Here is a 16,962-nt window from a genome sequence, read left to right as displayed (position 1 = left end):
TCAGAGCAGGAAAGAGTCCTCCCCATGTCTCGAGTGACGCCCCTCGACCGTTATCGCAACATCGGCATCATGGCCCACATTGATGCCGGCAAGACCACGACGACGGAACGAATCCTTTATTACACCGGCCGGTCACACAAGATCGGTGAGGTGCATGATGGCGCAGCCACCATGGACTGGATGGAGCAGGAGCAGGAGCGCGGAATCACGATCACGTCCGCTGCCACGACCTGTTTCTGGCGCGATCACCGTATCAACATCATCGATACGCCGGGCCATGTGGACTTCACCATCGAGGTGGAGCGTAGCCTCCGTGTGCTCGACGGCGCGGTTGCCGTATTCGACGCCGTCGCCGGTGTCGAGCCGCAGACCGAGACGGTCTGGCGCCAGGCGGACAAGTACCGTGTGCCGCGCATGTGCTTCGTCAACAAGATGGACCGCATGGGTGCCGACTTCTATCGCTGCGTCGAGATGATGGTCGATCGCCTCGGCTGCACCCCGGTGCCGCTGCAGCTGCCGATCGGGTCCGAATCCGATTTCGTCGGTGTTGTTGACCTGATCAACAACCAGGCGATCATCTGGAAGGAAGAGACCCTCGGGGCCGAGTTCGAATTCACCGCCATTCCCGACGATCTGGCCGACAAGGCCGCGGAATACCGCGAAGCGATGATCGAGGCCGCGGTCGAGTTCGACGACGATGCCATGACTGCCTATCTGGAAGGTGTCGAGCCGGAAGCCGACGAGCTTCGTCGCCTGATCCGCAAGGGCGTGATGGCCAGCAAGCTGATCCCAGTGCTGTGTGGTACCGCCTTCAAGAACAAGGGTGTGCAGCCGCTGCTGGATGCCGTTGTCGATTACATGCCTGCGCCCACCGACGTTGCCGACATTCGCGGCTCCAAGGTTGGTGACCCTGACACGGAAGTCGTGCGTCACAGCTCGGACGACGAGCCCTTCTCGGCGCTGGCTTTCAAGATCATGGCCGACCCGTTCGTCGGTTCGCTGACCTTCTGCCGGGTCTATTCCGGTCGCGTCGAGAGCGGCGGTTCCGTGCTGAACTCCGTCAAGGACAAGCGCGAGCGTATCGGGCGCATGCTGATGATGCATGCCAACGACCGCGAGGACGTGAAAGAGGCAATGGCCGGCGACATCATCGCGATCGCGGGCCTGAAGGACACCACGACCGGCGACACCCTGTGTGATCCGCTGCGCCCCGTGGTTCTGGAAGCCATGGAATTCCCCGATCCGGTCATCGAGATCGCGGTCGAGCCCAAGACGAAGGCCGACCACGAGAAGATGGGCCAGGCCCTGGGCCGTCTGGCGCAGGAGGATCCGTCCTTCCGTGTCACGACCGACCACGAGACCGGCCAGACCGTGCTGAAGGGCATGGGCGAGCTGCACCTCGACATCCTGATCGACCGCATGAAGCGTGAGTTCAAGGTTGAGGCGAACATCGGTGCGCCGCAGGTGGCCTATCGCGAGACGCTGACCCGCCAGGCGGAGATCGACTATACCCACAAGAAGCAGACCGGCGGTTCGGGCCAGTTCGCCCGTATCAAGTTGGTGCTGGAGCCGGGTGAGCCGGGTTCGGGCTTCCAGTTCGAGAGCAAGGTCGTCGGCGGTTCGGTGCCCAAGGAATACATTCCGGGCGTCGAGAAGGGGCTGCGCTCCGTGGTCGAATCCGGTGTGCTTGCCGGGTTCCCGATCATCGACGTGCAGGCAACCCTGGTCGATGGCGCCAGCCATGATGTTGACTCCTCGGTTCTCGCGTTCGAGATCGCGGCCCGTGCCGCTTTCCGTGAGGTTGCGCCGAAGGCCGGTGCGAAGCTGCTTGAGCCGATGATGAAGGTCGAAGTGGTGACGCCGGAAGATTTTGTTGGTGACGTCATGGGTGACCTGAACAGCCGACGTGGTCAGGTCACGGGTTCCGAGCCGCGCGGCAACGCAACGGTGATCGGTGCCATGGTGCCGCTGGCCAACATGTTTGGTTACGTGAACACGCTGCGGTCGATGACCCAGGGTCGGGCACAGTTCACCATGCAGTTCGACCACTACGAGCAGGTTCCGCAGAGCGTCTCCGACGAGGTGATCGCGAAGCTGGCCTGATCGGGGCGATACCGATAGCCGGTCTCTCGGGGCCGGAACGAGACTTGAGCAATTATCTGACACCTCTTGAGAGCCGGAGAATAGAGAGATGGCCAAAGAGAAGTTTGAGCGTACGAAGCCGCACTGCAATGTGGGCACGATTGGTCACGTTGACCATGGCAAGACGACGCTGACTGCAGCGATCACGATGGTGCTTGCGGAGACTGGCGGCGCGACGGCGAAGGCGTATGCGGACATTGACGCCGCGCCTGAGGAGAAGGCGCGCGGCATCACGATCTCGACGGCGCATGTCGAGTACGAGACGGCGAACCGCCACTACGCCCACGTCGATTGCCCGGGTCATGCCGACTACGTGAAGAACATGATCACGGGTGCGGCGCAGATGGACGGCGGCATCCTGGTTGTTTCGGCTGCTGACGGCCCGATGCCGCAGACGCGCGAGCACATCCTGCTGGCGCGCCAGGTGGGTGTTCCGGCGCTTGTCGTCTACATGAACAAGGTCGATCAGGTCGACGACGAGGAGCTGCTTGAGCTCGTCGAGCTCGAGATTCGCGAGCTGCTGTCGTCGTATGACTTCCCGGGCGACGACATTCCGATCGTGAAGGGTTCTGCCCTGGCGGCGGTCGAGGGTCGTGACGAGGAGATCGGCAAGAATTCGATCCTGGAACTGATGGCGGCGGTTGACGAATACATCCCGCAGCCGGAGCGTCCGAAGGATCAGGCCTTCCTGATGCCGATCGAGGACGTGTTCTCGATCTCGGGTCGTGGCACGGTTGTTACGGGTCGCGTCGAGCGCGGCGTCGTGAAGGTCGGTGAGGAAGTCGAGATTGTCGGCATCCGGGCGACGAAGAAGTCGACCTGCACGGGCGTCGAGATGTTCCGGAAGCTGCTGGACCAGGGCGAGGCCGGTGACAACATCGGTGCGCTGCTGCGCGGTGTCGGTCGTGAGGATGTGGAGCGTGGCCAGGTTCTGGCCAAGCCGGGTTCGATCACGCCGCACACGAAGTTCCAGGCGGAGGCCTATATCCTGACGAAGGAAGAGGGTGGCCGTCACACGCCGTTCTTCGGCAACTACCGCCCGCAGTTCTACTTCCGCACGACGGATGTGACGGGCGTCATCGAGCTGCCGGAAGGCACGGAGATGGTGATGCCGGGCGACAACATCGCGATGGTGGTGGAGCTGATCAACCCGATCGCGATGGACGAGGGACTGCGCTTCGCCATCCGTGAAGGCGGCCGCACCGTCGGTGCCGGCGTCGTCGCGAAGATCGTCGAGTAACTATTGACCACACCTCGGTGCCGGGCGCTGTGCCCGGCACCGTTGCTGCTTGTTTTGAGGGAAGGGTGACATGGACAGTCAGAATATCCGGATCAGGCTGAAGGCCTTCGATCACCGGGTACTCGACCAGTCGACGAGCGAGATCGTCAACACGGCCAAGCGCACAGGCGCGCAGGTTCGTGGACCCGTCCCGCTGCCGACACGTATCGAGAAATTCACGGTGCTGCGTTCGCCGCACATTGACAAGAAGTCGCGTGAGCAGTTCGAGATTCGGACGCACAAGCGGCTGCTCGACATTGTCGAGCCGACTCCGCAGACGGTGGACGCGCTTATGAAGCTCGACCTCGCTGCCGGTGTCGACGTCGAGATCAAGCTGTAAGGATGGGATTGGACACGATGCGTACCGGTCTTATTGCACGCAAGCTGGGCATGACCCGCGTCTTCGGTGAAGACGGTGGCCATCTGCCAGTGACGGTGCTCCAGATTGACTCCTGCCAGGTGGTGGCTCACCGCACGGCGGAGCGTGATGGCTATCAGGCGCTGCAGCTTGGTGCCGGCACGGCGAAGGTGAAGAACACCATCAAGCCGATGCGCGGTCACTTTGCGAAGGCGCAGGTTGAGCCGAAACAGAAACTGGCGGAATTCCGCGTTGCCGACGATGCTTTCATCGATGTCGGCGCGGAACTGTCGGCGGATCATTTCGTGGACGGCCAGAAGGTCGACGTGGTCGGCACTTCCATCGGCAAGGGCTTTGCCGGTGCGATGAAGCGACACAACTTCTCTGGTCTGCGGGCCAGTCATGGTGTGTCCATCTCGCATCGCAGCCATGGTTCGACGGGCCAGTGCCAGGATCCGGGCAAGGTCTTCAAGGGCAAGAAGATGGCCGGCCACATGGGTGATGCCCGTGTGACGCTGCAGAACCTGAAGGTTGTGCGCACCGACGTGGCGCGCGGCCTGGTGATGGTCGAGGGCGGTGTCCCCGGCGCGAAGGGTTCCTGGGTGCTGATCCGCGATGCGGTGAAGAAGGCACGGCCTGACGCGGCCCCCTATCCCGGTTCTGTCGTTGCCGCTGAGACGGCTGCGGACGACACCACCGCCGAGGATGCGGCCCCGGCCGATGCACCCGCGACGGAAACGGAGGGCGCGTGACCATGCAGACCAAGGTCATCAACCTGGACAACGCCGAAGCCGGTGAGATCGATCTGAATGATTCGATCTTCGGGCTGGAACCGCGCCAGGACCTGCTGCACCGGATGGTGCGGTATCAGCTGGCAAAGCGGCGTGCCGGTACGCACAAGGTGAAGGGGCGTCACGAGATTGCCCGCACCGGCGCGAAGCCCTTCAAGCAGAAGGGTACGGGCCGCGCGCGTCAGGGTTCGTGGAAGGCTCCGCAGCATCGTGGCGGTGGCGTTGCCCACGGCCCGCAGGTGCGCAGCCATGCCCACGACCTGCCGAAGAAGGTGCGTCGTCTGGCCATGCTGCACGCGCTGTCGTCGAAGGCAGCGGGTGAGAAGCTGATCGTTCTTGACCAGGCGGTCATGGACGAGGGCAAGACGAAGATCCTGGCGGCCAAGCTGAAGGCGATGGGGCTGAACTCCGCGCTGATCATCGATGGCACCGACGTGAACGAGAACTTCGTTCGCGCCGCGCGCAACATCCCGCTGATCGACGTGCTGCCTCAGCAGGGCGCCAATGTGTACGACATCCTGCGGCGGGAGCACCTGGTGCTGACCCGTTCCGCGGTCGAGGCACTGGAGGCCCGCCTGTCATGAGCCTGGAACGCTATTACGACATCATTCTCAGCCCGGTGATCACCGAGAAGGCGACGAATGTATCCGAGCACAATCAGGTTGTGTTCCGGGTTGCCAAGGACGCCACCAAGCCGGAGATCAAGGCAGCGATCGAGACGCTGTTCAAGGTTGAGGTCAAGGGTGTCAACACGCTCATCACCAAGGGCAAGACCAAGGTGTTCCGGGGCCGTCGCGGACGTCGCCCGGACGTCAAGAAGGCCGTGGTGACGCTTGTTGATGGCCATTCCATCGATGTGACGACGGGGCTCTGACAGCATGGCACTCAGGAAATTCAATCCGACGACACCGTCGCGGCGTAACCTGGTCCTGGTTGACCGTTCACACCTGCACAAGGGTGATCCGGTCAAGAGCCTGACCGAGGGGTTGACGAAGAAGGGCGGTCGCAACAATACCGGCCGTATCACCGCACGCCGTATCGGTGGCGGCCACAAGCGTCGCTATCGCCTGGTCGATTTCAAGCGTCGCAAGTTCGACGTGGTCGGCACGGTCGAGCGTCTGGAATACGATCCGAACCGGACCGCGTTCATTGCGCTGATCAACTACGAAGACGGTGAGCAGGCCTACATCCTGGCGCCGCAGCGTCTGTCCCCGGGCGACAAGGTCGTTTCCGGTGAGCGTTGCGACATCAAGCCGGGCAATGCGATGCCCCTGCGGAACATGCCGGTGGGTACGGTCATCCACAATGTGGAGCTGAAGCCGGAAAAGGGTGGCCAGATCGCCCGTTCGGCTGGTACGTACGCACAGCTGATCGGCAAGGACTCCGGTTATGCCCAGCTTCGCCTGTCCTCCGGTGAACAGCGGATGGTGCGTGGCGAGTGCATGGCCACTGTCGGCGCGGTCAGCAACCCGGACCAGCAGAATGCGAAGCTCGGCAAGGCCGGTCGCAAGCGCTGGCTCGGCAAGCGCCCCGCAGTTCGCGGTGTCGCCATGAACCCGGTCGATCATCCGCACGGCGGTGGTGAAGGCCGGACCTCCGGTGGTCGCCATCCGGTGACGCCGTGGGGCAAGTCGACGAAGGGTGCCCGGACGCGTTCGAACAAGGGCACCGACAAGTACATCATGCGCAGCCGCCACAAGACGAAGAAGTAGGCATCGTTTGACGATGCCCGGTGCCGTGTCTGGCACCGGTGGCTGGGTGGACGAAATGGGGTGAGGGCCAGGAGCCGTCATTCCGAAAAGAAGGAAGAAGCGAACCGTGGCACGTTCAGTTTGGAAAGGTCCGTTTGTCGACGGATACCTCCTGAGGAAGGCCGAGGCGGCGCACGCGTCAGGGCGGAAGGATGTGATCAAGATCTGGTCGCGCCGCTCCACGATCCTGCCGCAGTTCGTCGGTCTCACGTTCGGCGTCTACAACGGCCAGAAGCACCTGCCGGTGCTGGTGTCGGAAGAGATGGTCGGACACAAGTTCGGCGAGTTCGCGCCGTCCCGCAATTACTTCGGCCACGCCGCCGACAAGAAGGCGAAGAGGAGGTAATCGGGTGGGCAAGGAAGCCAAAGAGCGCAAGCAGGCGGACAACGAGGCCAAGGCCGTCGCCCGTAACCTGCGTGTCAGCCCGCAGAAGCTGAACCTGGTCGCCGGGATGATCCGCGGTCGGCGGGTGGAGGACGCATTGCTGCGTCTGACATTCTCCAACAAGCGCATCTCCGGACCGGTGAAGACCGCGCTGCAGAGCGCGATCGCCAATGCGGAGAACAACCACCAGCTGGACCCCGACGCGCTTGTCGTGAAGGAAGCCTGGGTGGGCAAGGGACTGGTCATGAAGCGGTTCCAGGCGCGCGCCCGTGGCCGCGCCGGTCGTATCGTGAAACCTTTCAGCCATCTCACGATCGTGGTGGCCGAAGTCGAGGAGGCGAACTGATGGGGCAAAAGGTATCCCCGGTCGGGCTCCGGCTCGGCATCAACCGTACGTGGGATTCGCGCTGGTTCGCGGATCGCGGCGAATACGCCACGCTGCTGCATGAGGACATGCGGATGCGGGAGCACCTGTTCGACAAGCTGTCGGGTGCCGGTGTGTCGCGGATCGTCATCGAACGTCCGGCCAAGAAGGCCCGCGTGACCATCCACTCGGCGCGTCCGGGTGTGGTCATCGGCAAGAAGGGCCAGGACATCGAGAAGCTGCGCCGCGAACTTAGCGAGCTGAGCAGCTCCGAGGTGTCGGTGAACATCGTCGAGATCCGCAAGCCGGAACTGGACGCGCGTCTGGTGGCCGAGAACATTGCCCAGCAGCTGGAGCGCCGCGTGGCGTTCCGCCGGGCGATGAAGCGGTCGGTGCAGAATTCGATCCGTCTCGGCGCCCAGGGCATCCGCATCAATTGTGGCGGTCGTCTGGGTGGCGCGGAAATCGCGCGTACGGAGTGGTATCGCGAAGGCCGCGTGCCGCTGCATACGCTGCGTGCCGACATCGACTACGGCGTGGCGACGGCGAAGACCGCCTATGGCGCGATCGGTATCAAGGTCTGGATCTTCAAGGGCGAAATCATGGCCCACGATCCGATGGCCCAGGACAAGCGTGCGCAGGAGCAGCAGAGCTCCGGCGGACGTGGTTGAGGAATCGGGAGCGAGTTAGAAAATGCTGCAACCGAAACGCACCAAGTTCCGCAAGGCCCACAAGGGCCGCATCCATGGCAACGCCAAGGGTGGAACGACGCTGAACTTCGGCGCCTATGGCATGAAGGCCCAGGAGCCGGGACGTATCACGGCACGCCAGATCGAGGCGGCACGTCGTGCCATCACCCGTCACATCAAGCGTGCGGGCCGTGTCTGGATCCGTATCTTCCCGGACGTGCCGGTGTCGAAGAAGCCGACCGAAGTCCGCATGGGTAAGGGCAAGGGCACACCGGAATTCTGGGTTGCCCGTGTCAAGCCGGGCCGGATCATGTTCGAGCTGGACGGTGTCCCGCCCGAGCTGGCCGTCGAGGCCTTCGAGCTGGCGTCTGCCAAGCTGCCCATCGCGACCAAGATGGTCAGCCGTTATCCGGAGGGTAACTGATCATGAGTGTCGAGGAATTTCGCGCCAAGTCCGACGACCAGCTGAAGGACAGCCTGGTCGACCTGAAGAAGGAGCAGTTCAACCTGCGCTTTCGCCGGGCCACCGGGCAGGTCGAGGACACCAGCCGCATCCGGACCATCCGTCGCGACATTGCGCGCGTGAAGACGGTCCTGACCGAACGGGCGAAGGGAGCCTGAGAACATGCCAAAGCGCATCATGCAGGGTGTGGTGGTAAGCGACGCAAACGACAAGACGGTCGTCGTCCGGGTCGAGCGTCGCGTGACCCATCCGCTCTACAAGAAGATCATCCGCATGAGCAAGAAGCTGCATGCGCATGACGCCGATAACCGTTGCAAGGCGGGTGAGACGGTGCGGGTACGTGAGTGCCGGCCGTTTTCGAAGCTCAAGCGTTGGGAAGTCTTGCACGAAGCCGAGTGACCAGCCGGTCACTGGGGTTCAGTTAGCCAAGGACAGGAGTAGTCCATGATTCAGATGCAAACCAACCTGGATGTCGCCGACAATTCCGGCGCCCGCCGGGTGCAGTGCATCAAGGTACTGGGTGGCGCGGCCCGCAAGGTTGCCGGGGTTGGCGATATCATCGTCGTCTCGGTGAAGGATGCGATTCCGCGCGGCCGTGTGAAAAAGGGTGACGTGATGCGTGCGGTGATCGTGCGTACCGCGAAGGAAGTCCGTCGCCCGGATGGAACCGCCATCCGCTTTGACCGCAATGCGGCCGTTCTGATCAACAAGCAGAACGAGCCGATCGGGACACGTATCTTTGGCCCGGTGACGCGCGAACTGCGCGGCAAGGGTTACATGAAGATCGTTTCCCTGGCGCCGGAGGTGATCTGATGGCCGAGAAGTTCAAGATCAAGAAGGGCGACAAGGTCGTCGTTCTGGCCGGCCGGGACAAGGGCCGTCGCGGCGAAGTCCTGCGGGTCCTCCGCGAGGACCGTCGGGCCGTTGTTTCCGGTGTCAACATGATCAAGCGGCATCAGAAGCCTGGTCAGGGCAACACCGGCGGCATCATCGAGCGTGAGGCCGCGGTTCACATTTCCAATCTCGCCCTCGAGGATCCCAAGGACGGCGCACCGACGCGCGTCGGATACCGGGTTCTCGATGACGGTCGCAAGGTGCGCTTCGCCCGGCGGTCCGGCGAAGTCATCGACGTCTGAGGAGGGGCAGTACAATGGCTCAGCCGAGGCTGAAGGAACAGTATCAGAGCGATATCCGGCCGGCACTGCGGTCGCGCTTTGAATACACCAACGAGATGCAGACCCCGAAACTCGACAAGATCGTCATCAATATCGGCGTGGGCGAGGCGGTCAGCGACTCGAAGAAGATCAATGCAGCGGTCAGCGAACTGGAGAAGATCTCCGGTCAGAAGGCCGTCGTGACCAAGGCGCGGAATTCCATCGCCGGCTTCAAGCTGCGCGAAGGCATGCCGATCGGCTGCAAGGTCACGCTGCGCGCGGACAGGATGTACGAATTCCTGGATCGCCTGATCACCATCGCCCTGCCCCGGGTCCGTGACTTCCGCGGTGTCAACCCGAACAGCTTTGACGGCAATGGCAACTATGCGATGGGCCTGAAGGAGCAGATCGTGTTCCCCGAGATCAGCTACGACGAGGTTGATGAAATTCGCGGGATGGACATCATCATCTGCACCACGGCCCGGACCGACGAAGAAGCCCGGGAGCTTCTCGCCGCGTTCAACATGCCGTTCCAGAAGAAGGACTGAATCCATGGCCAAGAAGAGTTCAGTCGAGAAGGAAAAGAGCCGCCGCAAGCTGGTGGCGAAGTATGCGGCCAAGCGGGAAACCCTGCGCCAGATGGCGAAGGATGAGTCCCTGTCGCAGGAGGAGCGGTTCGCCGCCCGCCTGAAGCTGGCCGAACTGCCGCGCAACAGTGCCGCAACCCGCGTGCACAACCGCTGCGGCGTCACCGGGCGTCCGAAAGGCTATTATCGGAAGCTCAACATGTCGCGTATCGCGCTTCGTGAGCTGGGGTCTGCTGGTCAGATCCCCGGTCTCGTGAAGTCGAGCTGGTAAGGGTAGCGAGATATGTCATTTTCGGATCCGATCGGGGACATGCTCACCCGTATCCGCAACGGGCAGATGGCGCGCAAGGGTGTCGTCCGCTCCCCCGCCTCCAAGTTCCGGGCCAACGTTCTCGAGGTCCTGAAGCGCGAAGGCTACATCCGTGACTGGCGGCGTGAGGACGGTGAGTCCGGTCACGGCGAGCTGGTCATCGAGCTGAAGTACTATGAGGGTGATCCGGTGATCAGCAAGATCCGCCGCGTATCGCGCCCCGGCCGCCGTGTCTATTCCGGTGTCGGTGACCTGACGAAGGTTGCCAACGGTCTCGGTATTTCGGTGCTGTCCACGCCCCGTGGCGTGCTTTCCGACGCGGAAGCACGGTCGGAGAACGTGGGCGGTGAAATCCTCTGCGAGGTATTCTGATCATGTCACGTATTGGCAAGAACCCTGTTCCGGTTCCGGCTGGCGTTGACGTCAAGCTGGAAGGCCGCGACATGAACGTGAAGGGAAAGCTGGGTCAGCTTTCCATGCGTTTCGTTGACGATGTCGATGTCGAGATGGCCGATGGCCAGATTACCGTGAAGCCTGTCGGCAACAGCAAGAAGGCCCGGATGATGTGGGGCATGCAGCGTACGCTGGCGGCCAACCTCGTCCAGGGCGTTTCCGAAGGCTTCGTCAGGGACCTGGAGATCACCGGTGTCGGTTATCGTGCGCAGGTGCAGGGCAAGGTGCTGAACCTGTCTCTGGGCTACAGCCACGATGTGCTGTACGACATCCCGGAAGGCATCGAGATCAAGTGCGAGAAGCCGACGTCCATCCGCGTGTCAGGTATCGACAAGCAGCGTGTGGGCCAGGTTGCCGCCGAAATTCGCGCCTGGCGCCCGCCGGAGCCCTACAAGGGCAAGGGTGTGCGTTACTCGGACGAGTATGTCGTCCGCAAGGAAGGCAAGAAGAAGTAAGGACGCCGTATCATGGGTTTCTACAAGCGCAAGACATCCGCGGAGAAGCGCCGCGAACGCGTCCGGGGGAAGATCCTGTCGGTGGCCAATGGCCGCCCGCGGCTCTCCATCCATCGGACTTCGAAGCACATCTATGCCCAGGTCATCGACGACAAGGCGGGGGTCACGCTGGCCGCTGCCGGTACCGTCGAGAAGGACCTGAGGGAGAAGGTGGGCAACACCTGCAACGTCGACGCCGCCGCCGAAGTCGGTCGTGTGGTCGCCGAACGTGCGGTTGCCGCCGGGGCGAAGGCTGTTGTCTTCGACCGTGGTGGGCTTCGCTATCATGGCCGCGTCAAGGCGCTGGCTGAAGCCGCCCGTGAGGGCGGTCTGGAATTCTAGGGAGTACGGAACGCATGGCCCGTCCCGATTTCAACGATCGTGACCGTGACAATGAATTCACGGACAAGCTGGTTCACATCAACCGCGTCGCCAAGGTGGTGAAGGGCGGTCGCCGGTTCGGCTTTGCCGCGCTGGTGGTTGTGGGCGACCAGAAAGGCCGCGTCGGCTTTGGCAAGGGCAAGGCCCGTGAAGTGCCGGAGGCGATTCGCAAGGCCACGGAAAGTGCCAAGCGCACCATGATCCGTGTGCCCCTGCGTGAGGGCCGGACGCTGCATCATGATGTGACGGGTCGCCACGGCGCCGGTCGTGTCGTGCTGCGTGCCGCCCCTGCCGGTACCGGTATCATCGCGGGTGGTCCGATGCGTGCGGTGTTCGAGAGCCTGGGTGTGCATGACGTCGTCACCAAGTCGATCGGCACCTCCAACCCCTACAACATGATCCGCGCGACGTTCGATGCGCTGGCGCACATCAACTCGCCGAAGCGGATTGCCGCGAAGCGTGGCCGCAAGGTCGGTGACATTGTCGGTCGTCGTGACGATGCCGCCGCTGCCGCCGCCGCGCAGGAGTGACAGCCATGAGCAACGCGAAGATCAAGGTCACCCAGACCGGCAGCCCGATCGGGCGGCCGAAGGACCAGCGCGCAACGCTGGTCGGCCTGGGGCTGAACAAGATGCACCGTTCGCGCGTTCTGGACGATACGCCGTCCATTCGCGGCATGGTGAACAAGGTACATCACCTGGTGAAGGTGGAGCAGGTCGACGCCTGATCAGGCGGACCGACCGGCACAAGCAGGATAGAAGGACAGGCATCGCATGCGCCTCAATGACATTACGGACAACGAAGGTTCGGCCCGTCCGCGCAAGCGCGTGGGCCGCGGCATGGCGTCCGGCACCGGCAAGACCGCCGGCAAGGGCATGAAGGGTCAGAAGTCGCGCTCCGGCGTGGCGATCAAGGGCTTCGAAGGCGGTCAGATGCCGCTGCATCGGCGTCTGCCGAAGCGCGGCTTCAACAGCCTGAAGTCCTCCGACTTCGCCGAGGTCAATCTCGGTCGCCTGCAGCAGGCGGTCGACGCGGGCAAGCTGGAGGCCGGCGCGAGCGTCGATGCCGCCGCGCTGATTGCCGCCGGTGTCATCCGTCGCGAAGGCGATGGTGTGCGTCTGCTGGGCAACGGCGAACTGACCGTTGCGCTGAACCTGACGGTGGCCGGTGCCTCAGCCGGTGCGGTTGCCGCGGTCGAGAAGGCTGGCGGTTCCGTGACCCAGACCAAGGCACGCACCGAGGCCGATGAGGCCGCGCGGGCTGCCAAGACCGAACGCCGCAAGGCACGGTCCGCAAAGAAAAAGTGATCGACGCCGGGGTGGCATTCATGCGACTGCCGCCCGATCTGGAGATGATCCGGCAAGTCTGAACGGGCGGCGCCTGACCGGGACCGCCCATCTATCGAGGTGAAGCAATGGCGTCAGCCGCCGAACAACTCGCGGCCAATGTTAACTGGAGTGCCTTCGCGAAAGCGACGGAACTCCAGAAGCGTCTGTGGTTTACCCTCGGTGCGCTGATTGTCTTCCGCCTTGGCACCTATATCCCGGTGCCGGGTGTCGATCCGGCGATCATGCGTGACGTGTTCGAACAGAACGCCAATGGCGTGTTCGGCATGTTCAATGTCTTTGCCGGTGGCGCGCTCGAGCGCATGACGATCTTCGCGCTGAACGTCATGCCCTACATCTCCGCCTCGATCATCATGCAGCTGATGACCACGATCTCTCCCACTGTCGAACAGTGGAAGAAGGAGGGGGAGCAGGGCCGCAAGAAGATCAACCAGTATACCCGCTACGGCACCGTGATCCTGGCGGCCTTCCAGGCCTATGGTATCTCGATCGGTCTCGAGGGGCTGGAGGGATCGGGCGGCAATGCGGTGCATTCGCCAGGCGCCTTCTTCCGTTTCACCACAGTGGTGACGCTGACCGGCGGCACCATGTTCCTGATGTGGCTGGGTGAGCAGATCACCTCGCGCGGTGTCGGCAACGGTATTTCCCTGATCATCTTCGCCGGTATCGTCGCCGAGCTGCCGAGTGCGCTCGCCGGTACCCTGGAACTTGGCCGTCTGGGCACGCTGTCGACCGGTATCATCCTGTTCCTGATGATCCTGATCGTCGGCGTCATTGCCTTCATCGTCTACATGGAGCGGGCGCAGCGGAAGGTGCTGGTGCAGTACCCGAAGCGGCAGATGGGCAACCGCATGGTCGGTGGCGAGACCTCGCATCTGCCGCTGAAGCTGAACACTGCCGGTGTCATTCCGCCGATCTTCGCGTCGTCCCTGCTGCTGATGCCCGTTACCGTGGCGCAGTTCAGCCAGGGTCAGGGACCGGAATGGATGCAGACCATCGTGGCCATGCTCGGTCGCGGTCAGCCGCTCTATCTGGCGCTCTATATCGGCGGCATCATCTTCTTCTGCTTCTTCTATACGTCGGTTGTCTTCAACCCGACCGACACAGCGGACAACCTGAAGAAGAATGGCGGCTTCGTGCCCGGCATCCGGCCGGGGCAGCGTACCGCGGAACATCTCGACTACATCCTGACCCGTATCACGGTGATCGGTGCGGCCTATCTGACGGCGGTCTGTCTGCTGCCCGAACTGCTGATCAGCCAGTGGGGCGTGCCCTTCTATTTCGGCGGCACGTCGCTGCTGATCGTTGTGTCGGTGACCATGGATACGGTCGGACAGGTGCAGAGCCATCTGCTGGCGCACCAGTATGAAGGGCTGATCAAGAAGTCTCGCCTGCGGGGAGGGCGCCGATGAACATCATTCTTTTCGGTCCGCCGGGCGCGGGCAAGGGCACCCAGGCGGAGTTCATCGTGAACCGCTTTCAGGTGGTCCAGCTTTCGACGGGCGACATGCTGCGCGCGGCGGTGAGCCAGGGAACGGAACTCGGCAAGATGGCCAAGGCTGTCATGGATGCCGGCGATCTGGTCGATGACGCGATCATCCTGGGCATCATCGGTGACCGGATCGCGGAACCCGACTGTGCCAAGGGCTTCATCCTCGACGGCTTTCCGCGCACGCTGCCGCAGGCCGAAGGGCTGGACAGCATGCTGGCCGAGAAAGGCCTGAAGCTGGATGCGGTGATCGAAGTCCGTGTGCCGGATGAGGAGCTGTTCTCCCGGATCGAGAAACGTGCGGCGGAGACGGGCGGTGCCCGGGCCGACGACAATGCGGAGACGCTGAAGAAGCGTCTGGAAGTCTATCATTCACAGACCGCACCGGTGCTGCCCTACTACCAGGACAAGGGCATGCTCAAGACGGTGGACGGCCTGCAGGCGATCGAGGCGGTGACCGCCGAGATCATGTCGATCCTGGAGGGTTGAGAACTTAGTACGAGAGGCTGAGAGACCGCTGGTTTGGGGTGGTTGACGGGCACGGTTCGATACGTATAATCGCGCGCCTTCAACAGATCATCGTCCCTTGACGGTTTTTCCGCGGTCCTTTCGGCTTGCGTTATGAGGAGATTGCGCGTGGCGCGTATTGCTGGTGTGAATATCCCGACCTCGAAAAGGGCGGAAATCGGACTGACCTACATTCACGGAATCGGGCGCACCAAGGCGCGCGAGATCTGCGAGGCGGTCGGCATCGCGCGGGAGCGCCGCGTGAACGAGCTGACCGAGGCGGAGGTCATCCAGATCCGCGAAGTGATCGAGAGCGGTCATCTGGTGGAAGGTGATCTGCGGCGCGAAGTCGCCATGAACATCAAGCGCCTGATGGATCTGAAGTGTTATCGCGGTCTGCGCCATCGCCGGGGTCTCCCGGTTCGTGGTCAGCGGACTCACACCAATGCACGTACCCGCAAGGGCCCCGCAAAGGCCATTGCCGGCAAGAAAAAGTAGGGAACGATGGCGAAGAAAGAGACACGGGTCCGCCGTCGCGAGCGGAAGAACATCACCAATGGCGTCGCGCACGTCCAGGCGACGTTCAACAACACCATGATCACCATCACCGACGTGCAGGGGAACGCGATTTCGTGGTCCTCCGCCGGCATGATGGGATTCAAGGGGTCACGCAAGTCCACGCCTTACGCTGCCCAGATGGCGGCCGAGGATGCGGGCAAGAAGGCGCAGGAACACGGCGTGAAGACGCTGGAAGTCAAGGTTCGGGGTCCGGGATCGGGTCGTGAGTCGGCCCTGCGCGCGCTTCAGGCCACCGGGTTCAACGTGACGTCGATCCGTGACGTGACGTCCATCCCGCACAATGGCTGCCGTCCGAAGAAGCGTCGTCGCGTCTGAGTACCTGTCCAGGCTGTCATCCTGACAGCGTGGGCGCATGTGAGGCCCGGGACACCCTGTGGTGCCCGGGTGCTGCCATGCTGAACGAACAATGAGGTCCGCGAAGTGATCCAGCGCAACTGGAAAGAGTTGATCAAGCCCGAAAAGCTCGAGATCAACGCAGAAGATCCCAAGCGCAAGGCGACTGTCGTGGCGGAACCGCTGGAGCGCGGTTTCGGCATGACGCTCGGCAATGCGCTGCGTCGTGTGCTGCTGTCCAGTCTCCAGGGCGCTGCCGTCACGGCGATCCACATCGACAATGTGCTGCACGAATTCTCCTCCATCGAGGGCGTGCGCGAGGATGTCACCGACATCGTGCTGAACGTGAAGCAGCTCGCCATCGCCATGCATGGCGAGGGGCCGAAGCGGATCACGCTGCGCGCGACCGGGCCGGGTGCCGTTACCGCCGGTCAGATCGAGACCGGGCATGACATCGATGTGCTGAACCCCGATCTGGTGCTGATGCATCTGGACGATGGTGCCAGCATCAACATCGAGATGACGGTGAACAACGGCAAGGGCTACGTTCCGGCCAGCGCCAACCGTCCGGAAGATGCGCCGATCGGTCTGATTCCGGTGGATGCGCTCTATTCGCCGATCCGCAAGGTCGCCTATCGCGTCGAGAACACGCGTGAGGGCCAGGTGCTGGATTACGACAAGCTCAGCATGGATATCCTGACCAACGGTGCCATCAGCCCCGAGGATGCCGTGGCCTATGCCGCGCGGATCCTGCAGGACCAGCTGCAGCTCTTCATCAATTTCGAGGAGCCGAAGCGGGAGCAGGTCGAGGAGCGCTCGGGCGAGCCGGAGATCAACCGCAACCTGCTGCGGAAGGTCGACGAGCTGGAGCTCTCGGTGCGTTCGGCCAATTGCCTGAAGAACGACAACATCGTCTATATCGGCGATCTGATCCAGAAGACGGAAGCGGAGATGCTCCGTACCCCGAACTTCGGTCGGAAGTCGCTGAACGAGATCAAGGAAGTGCTCGGTCAGATGGGCCTGCGCCTCGGCATGGAAGTGCCGGGCTGGCCGCCGGACAATATCGAGGAAATGGCCAAGCGGCTCGAAGACCACTACTGAGGCGGA

General features: G+C 62.7%; 28 protein-coding genes. All 28 read left to right on the top strand.

Annotated elements, in window-relative coordinates:
* The first annotated feature begins 24 nt into the window (after window positions 1-24).
* The 28 genes from fusA to QGV55_RS13830 all read left to right on the top strand — a co-directional run bounded on the left by fusA (window position 25) and on the right by QGV55_RS13830 (window position 16,956).
* Window positions 25-2,103 (top strand): elongation factor G, encoded by a 2,079-nt coding sequence (fusA, locus tag QGV55_RS13965; RefSeq protein ID WP_281016175.1) that lies wholly within the window; start codon window positions 25-27, stop codon window positions 2,101-2,103.
* A gap of 88 nt (window positions 2,104-2,191) precedes the next feature.
* On the top strand, window positions 2,192-3,382 hold the full coding sequence (gene tuf / locus QGV55_RS13960) for an elongation factor Tu (RefSeq protein WP_281016176.1): 1,191 nt from the start codon (window positions 2,192-2,194) through the stop codon (window positions 3,380-3,382).
* A gap of 70 nt (window positions 3,383-3,452) precedes the next feature.
* Window positions 3,453-3,761 carry a 30S ribosomal protein S10 gene (gene rpsJ / locus QGV55_RS13955; RefSeq protein ID WP_281016177.1) on the top strand — a complete coding sequence of 103 codons (309 nt, stop codon included), beginning with the start codon at window positions 3,453-3,455 and terminating at the stop codon, window positions 3,759-3,761.
* A gap of 17 nt (window positions 3,762-3,778) precedes the next feature.
* The gene (rplC, locus tag QGV55_RS13950) at window positions 3,779-4,531 is read left to right on the top strand and encodes a 50S ribosomal protein L3 (protein ID WP_281016178.1); all 753 of its coding nucleotides are present in this window, start codon (window positions 3,779-3,781) and stop codon (window positions 4,529-4,531) included.
* A gap of 2 nt (window positions 4,532-4,533) precedes the next feature.
* On the top strand, window positions 4,534-5,154 hold the full coding sequence (gene rplD, locus QGV55_RS13945; RefSeq protein ID WP_281019864.1) for a 50S ribosomal protein L4: 621 nt from the start codon (window positions 4,534-4,536) through the stop codon (window positions 5,152-5,154).
* Window positions 5,151-5,444 (top strand): 50S ribosomal protein L23, encoded by a 294-nt coding sequence (locus QGV55_RS13940; RefSeq protein ID WP_281016179.1) that lies wholly within the window; start codon window positions 5,151-5,153, stop codon window positions 5,442-5,444. The genes rplD and QGV55_RS13940 overlap by 4 nt, the downstream gene beginning before the upstream one ends.
* A gap of 4 nt (window positions 5,445-5,448) precedes the next feature.
* On the top strand, window positions 5,449-6,282 hold the full coding sequence (gene rplB / locus QGV55_RS13935; RefSeq protein WP_281016180.1) for a 50S ribosomal protein L2: 834 nt from the start codon (window positions 5,449-5,451) through the stop codon (window positions 6,280-6,282).
* 106 nt (window positions 6,283-6,388) lie between these two features.
* Window positions 6,389-6,667, top strand: a complete 279-nt coding sequence (gene rpsS, locus QGV55_RS13930; RefSeq protein ID WP_281019967.1) for a 30S ribosomal protein S19 — start codon at window positions 6,389-6,391, stop codon at window positions 6,665-6,667.
* A 4-nt stretch (window positions 6,668-6,671) separates the two neighbouring features.
* The gene (gene rplV, locus QGV55_RS13925) at window positions 6,672-7,052 is read left to right on the top strand and encodes a 50S ribosomal protein L22 (RefSeq protein ID WP_281016182.1); all 381 of its coding nucleotides are present in this window, start codon (window positions 6,672-6,674) and stop codon (window positions 7,050-7,052) included.
* The gene (rpsC, locus tag QGV55_RS13920) at window positions 7,052-7,741 is read left to right on the top strand and encodes a 30S ribosomal protein S3 (RefSeq protein WP_281016183.1); all 690 of its coding nucleotides are present in this window, start codon (window positions 7,052-7,054) and stop codon (window positions 7,739-7,741) included. The genes rplV and rpsC overlap by 1 nt, the downstream gene beginning before the upstream one ends.
* A 22-nt stretch (window positions 7,742-7,763) precedes the next feature.
* The gene (gene rplP / locus QGV55_RS13915; protein WP_281016184.1) at window positions 7,764-8,183 is read left to right on the top strand and encodes a 50S ribosomal protein L16; all 420 of its coding nucleotides are present in this window, start codon (window positions 7,764-7,766) and stop codon (window positions 8,181-8,183) included.
* Window positions 8,183-8,380 carry a 50S ribosomal protein L29 gene (rpmC, locus tag QGV55_RS13910; protein WP_348637695.1) on the top strand — a complete coding sequence of 66 codons (198 nt, stop codon included), beginning with the start codon at window positions 8,183-8,185 and terminating at the stop codon, window positions 8,378-8,380. Before rplP ends, rpmC begins: the two co-directional genes overlap by 1 nt.
* A 4-nt stretch (window positions 8,381-8,384) precedes the next feature.
* Window positions 8,385-8,621 carry a 30S ribosomal protein S17 gene (gene rpsQ, locus QGV55_RS13905; protein WP_281016186.1) on the top strand — a complete coding sequence of 79 codons (237 nt, stop codon included), beginning with the start codon at window positions 8,385-8,387 and terminating at the stop codon, window positions 8,619-8,621.
* Window positions 8,622-8,666: 45 nt separating this feature from the next.
* Window positions 8,667-9,035, top strand: a complete 369-nt coding sequence (rplN, locus tag QGV55_RS13900; RefSeq protein WP_281016187.1) for a 50S ribosomal protein L14 — start codon at window positions 8,667-8,669, stop codon at window positions 9,033-9,035.
* Entirely contained in the window at window positions 9,035-9,358 is a 324-nt protein-coding gene (gene rplX, locus QGV55_RS13895; protein ID WP_281016188.1) for a 50S ribosomal protein L24, read from the top strand. Before rplN ends, rplX begins: the two co-directional genes overlap by 1 nt.
* Window positions 9,359-9,372: 14 nt before the next feature.
* A complete protein-coding gene (gene rplE / locus QGV55_RS13890) occupies window positions 9,373-9,924 on the top strand; it encodes a 50S ribosomal protein L5 (RefSeq protein WP_281016189.1) in 552 nt (183 codons plus the stop codon).
* Between the two features lie 4 nt (window positions 9,925-9,928).
* A complete protein-coding gene (gene rpsN / locus QGV55_RS13885; protein ID WP_281016190.1) occupies window positions 9,929-10,234 on the top strand; it encodes a 30S ribosomal protein S14 in 306 nt (101 codons plus the stop codon).
* A gap of 12 nt (window positions 10,235-10,246) precedes the next feature.
* Window positions 10,247-10,645, top strand: a complete 399-nt coding sequence (gene rpsH, locus QGV55_RS13880; RefSeq protein WP_281016191.1) for a 30S ribosomal protein S8 — start codon at window positions 10,247-10,249, stop codon at window positions 10,643-10,645.
* A gap of 2 nt (window positions 10,646-10,647) precedes the next feature.
* A complete protein-coding gene (gene rplF / locus QGV55_RS13875) occupies window positions 10,648-11,181 on the top strand; it encodes a 50S ribosomal protein L6 (protein WP_281016192.1) in 534 nt (177 codons plus the stop codon).
* A gap of 12 nt (window positions 11,182-11,193) precedes the next feature.
* On the top strand, window positions 11,194-11,562 hold the full coding sequence (rplR, locus tag QGV55_RS13870) for a 50S ribosomal protein L18 (RefSeq protein ID WP_281016193.1): 369 nt from the start codon (window positions 11,194-11,196) through the stop codon (window positions 11,560-11,562).
* 14 nt (window positions 11,563-11,576) lie between these two features.
* Window positions 11,577-12,131 (top strand): 30S ribosomal protein S5, encoded by a 555-nt coding sequence (rpsE, locus tag QGV55_RS13865; protein ID WP_281016194.1) that lies wholly within the window; start codon window positions 11,577-11,579, stop codon window positions 12,129-12,131.
* A gap of 5 nt (window positions 12,132-12,136) precedes the next feature.
* Window positions 12,137-12,328: a 50S ribosomal protein L30 gene (rpmD, locus tag QGV55_RS13860; RefSeq protein WP_281016195.1), complete on the top strand. Its 192-nt coding sequence runs from the start codon at window positions 12,137-12,139 to the stop codon at window positions 12,326-12,328.
* 46 nt (window positions 12,329-12,374) lie between these two features.
* Entirely contained in the window at window positions 12,375-12,908 is a 534-nt protein-coding gene (gene rplO, locus QGV55_RS13855) for a 50S ribosomal protein L15 (protein ID WP_348637602.1), read from the top strand.
* 107 nt (window positions 12,909-13,015) lie between these two features.
* On the top strand, window positions 13,016-14,359 hold the full coding sequence (secY, locus tag QGV55_RS13850; RefSeq protein ID WP_281016196.1) for a preprotein translocase subunit SecY: 1,344 nt from the start codon (window positions 13,016-13,018) through the stop codon (window positions 14,357-14,359).
* Window positions 14,356-14,925, top strand: a complete 570-nt coding sequence (locus QGV55_RS13845) for an adenylate kinase (protein WP_281016197.1) — start codon at window positions 14,356-14,358, stop codon at window positions 14,923-14,925. Before secY ends, QGV55_RS13845 begins: the two co-directional genes overlap by 4 nt.
* 147 nt (window positions 14,926-15,072) lie before the next feature.
* Entirely contained in the window at window positions 15,073-15,441 is a 369-nt protein-coding gene (rpsM, locus tag QGV55_RS13840; protein WP_281016198.1) for a 30S ribosomal protein S13, read from the top strand.
* 6 nt (window positions 15,442-15,447) lie between these two features.
* A complete protein-coding gene (rpsK, locus tag QGV55_RS13835) occupies window positions 15,448-15,837 on the top strand; it encodes a 30S ribosomal protein S11 (protein ID WP_281016199.1) in 390 nt (129 codons plus the stop codon).
* 105 nt (window positions 15,838-15,942) lie between these two features.
* Entirely contained in the window at window positions 15,943-16,956 is a 1,014-nt protein-coding gene (locus tag QGV55_RS13830) for a DNA-directed RNA polymerase subunit alpha (protein WP_348637603.1), read from the top strand.
* The last annotated feature ends 6 nt before the right edge of the window (window positions 16,957-16,962 follow it).

Origin of the sequence: Minwuia sp. IMCC3009 (assembly GCF_029909415.1) — a bacterium.
GTDB lineage: Bacteria > Pseudomonadota > Alphaproteobacteria > Minwuiales > Minwuiaceae > Minwuia.
The sequence above is the reverse complement of the archived record's forward strand: the minus strand, read 5'-3'. Positions and strand labels throughout refer to the sequence as shown.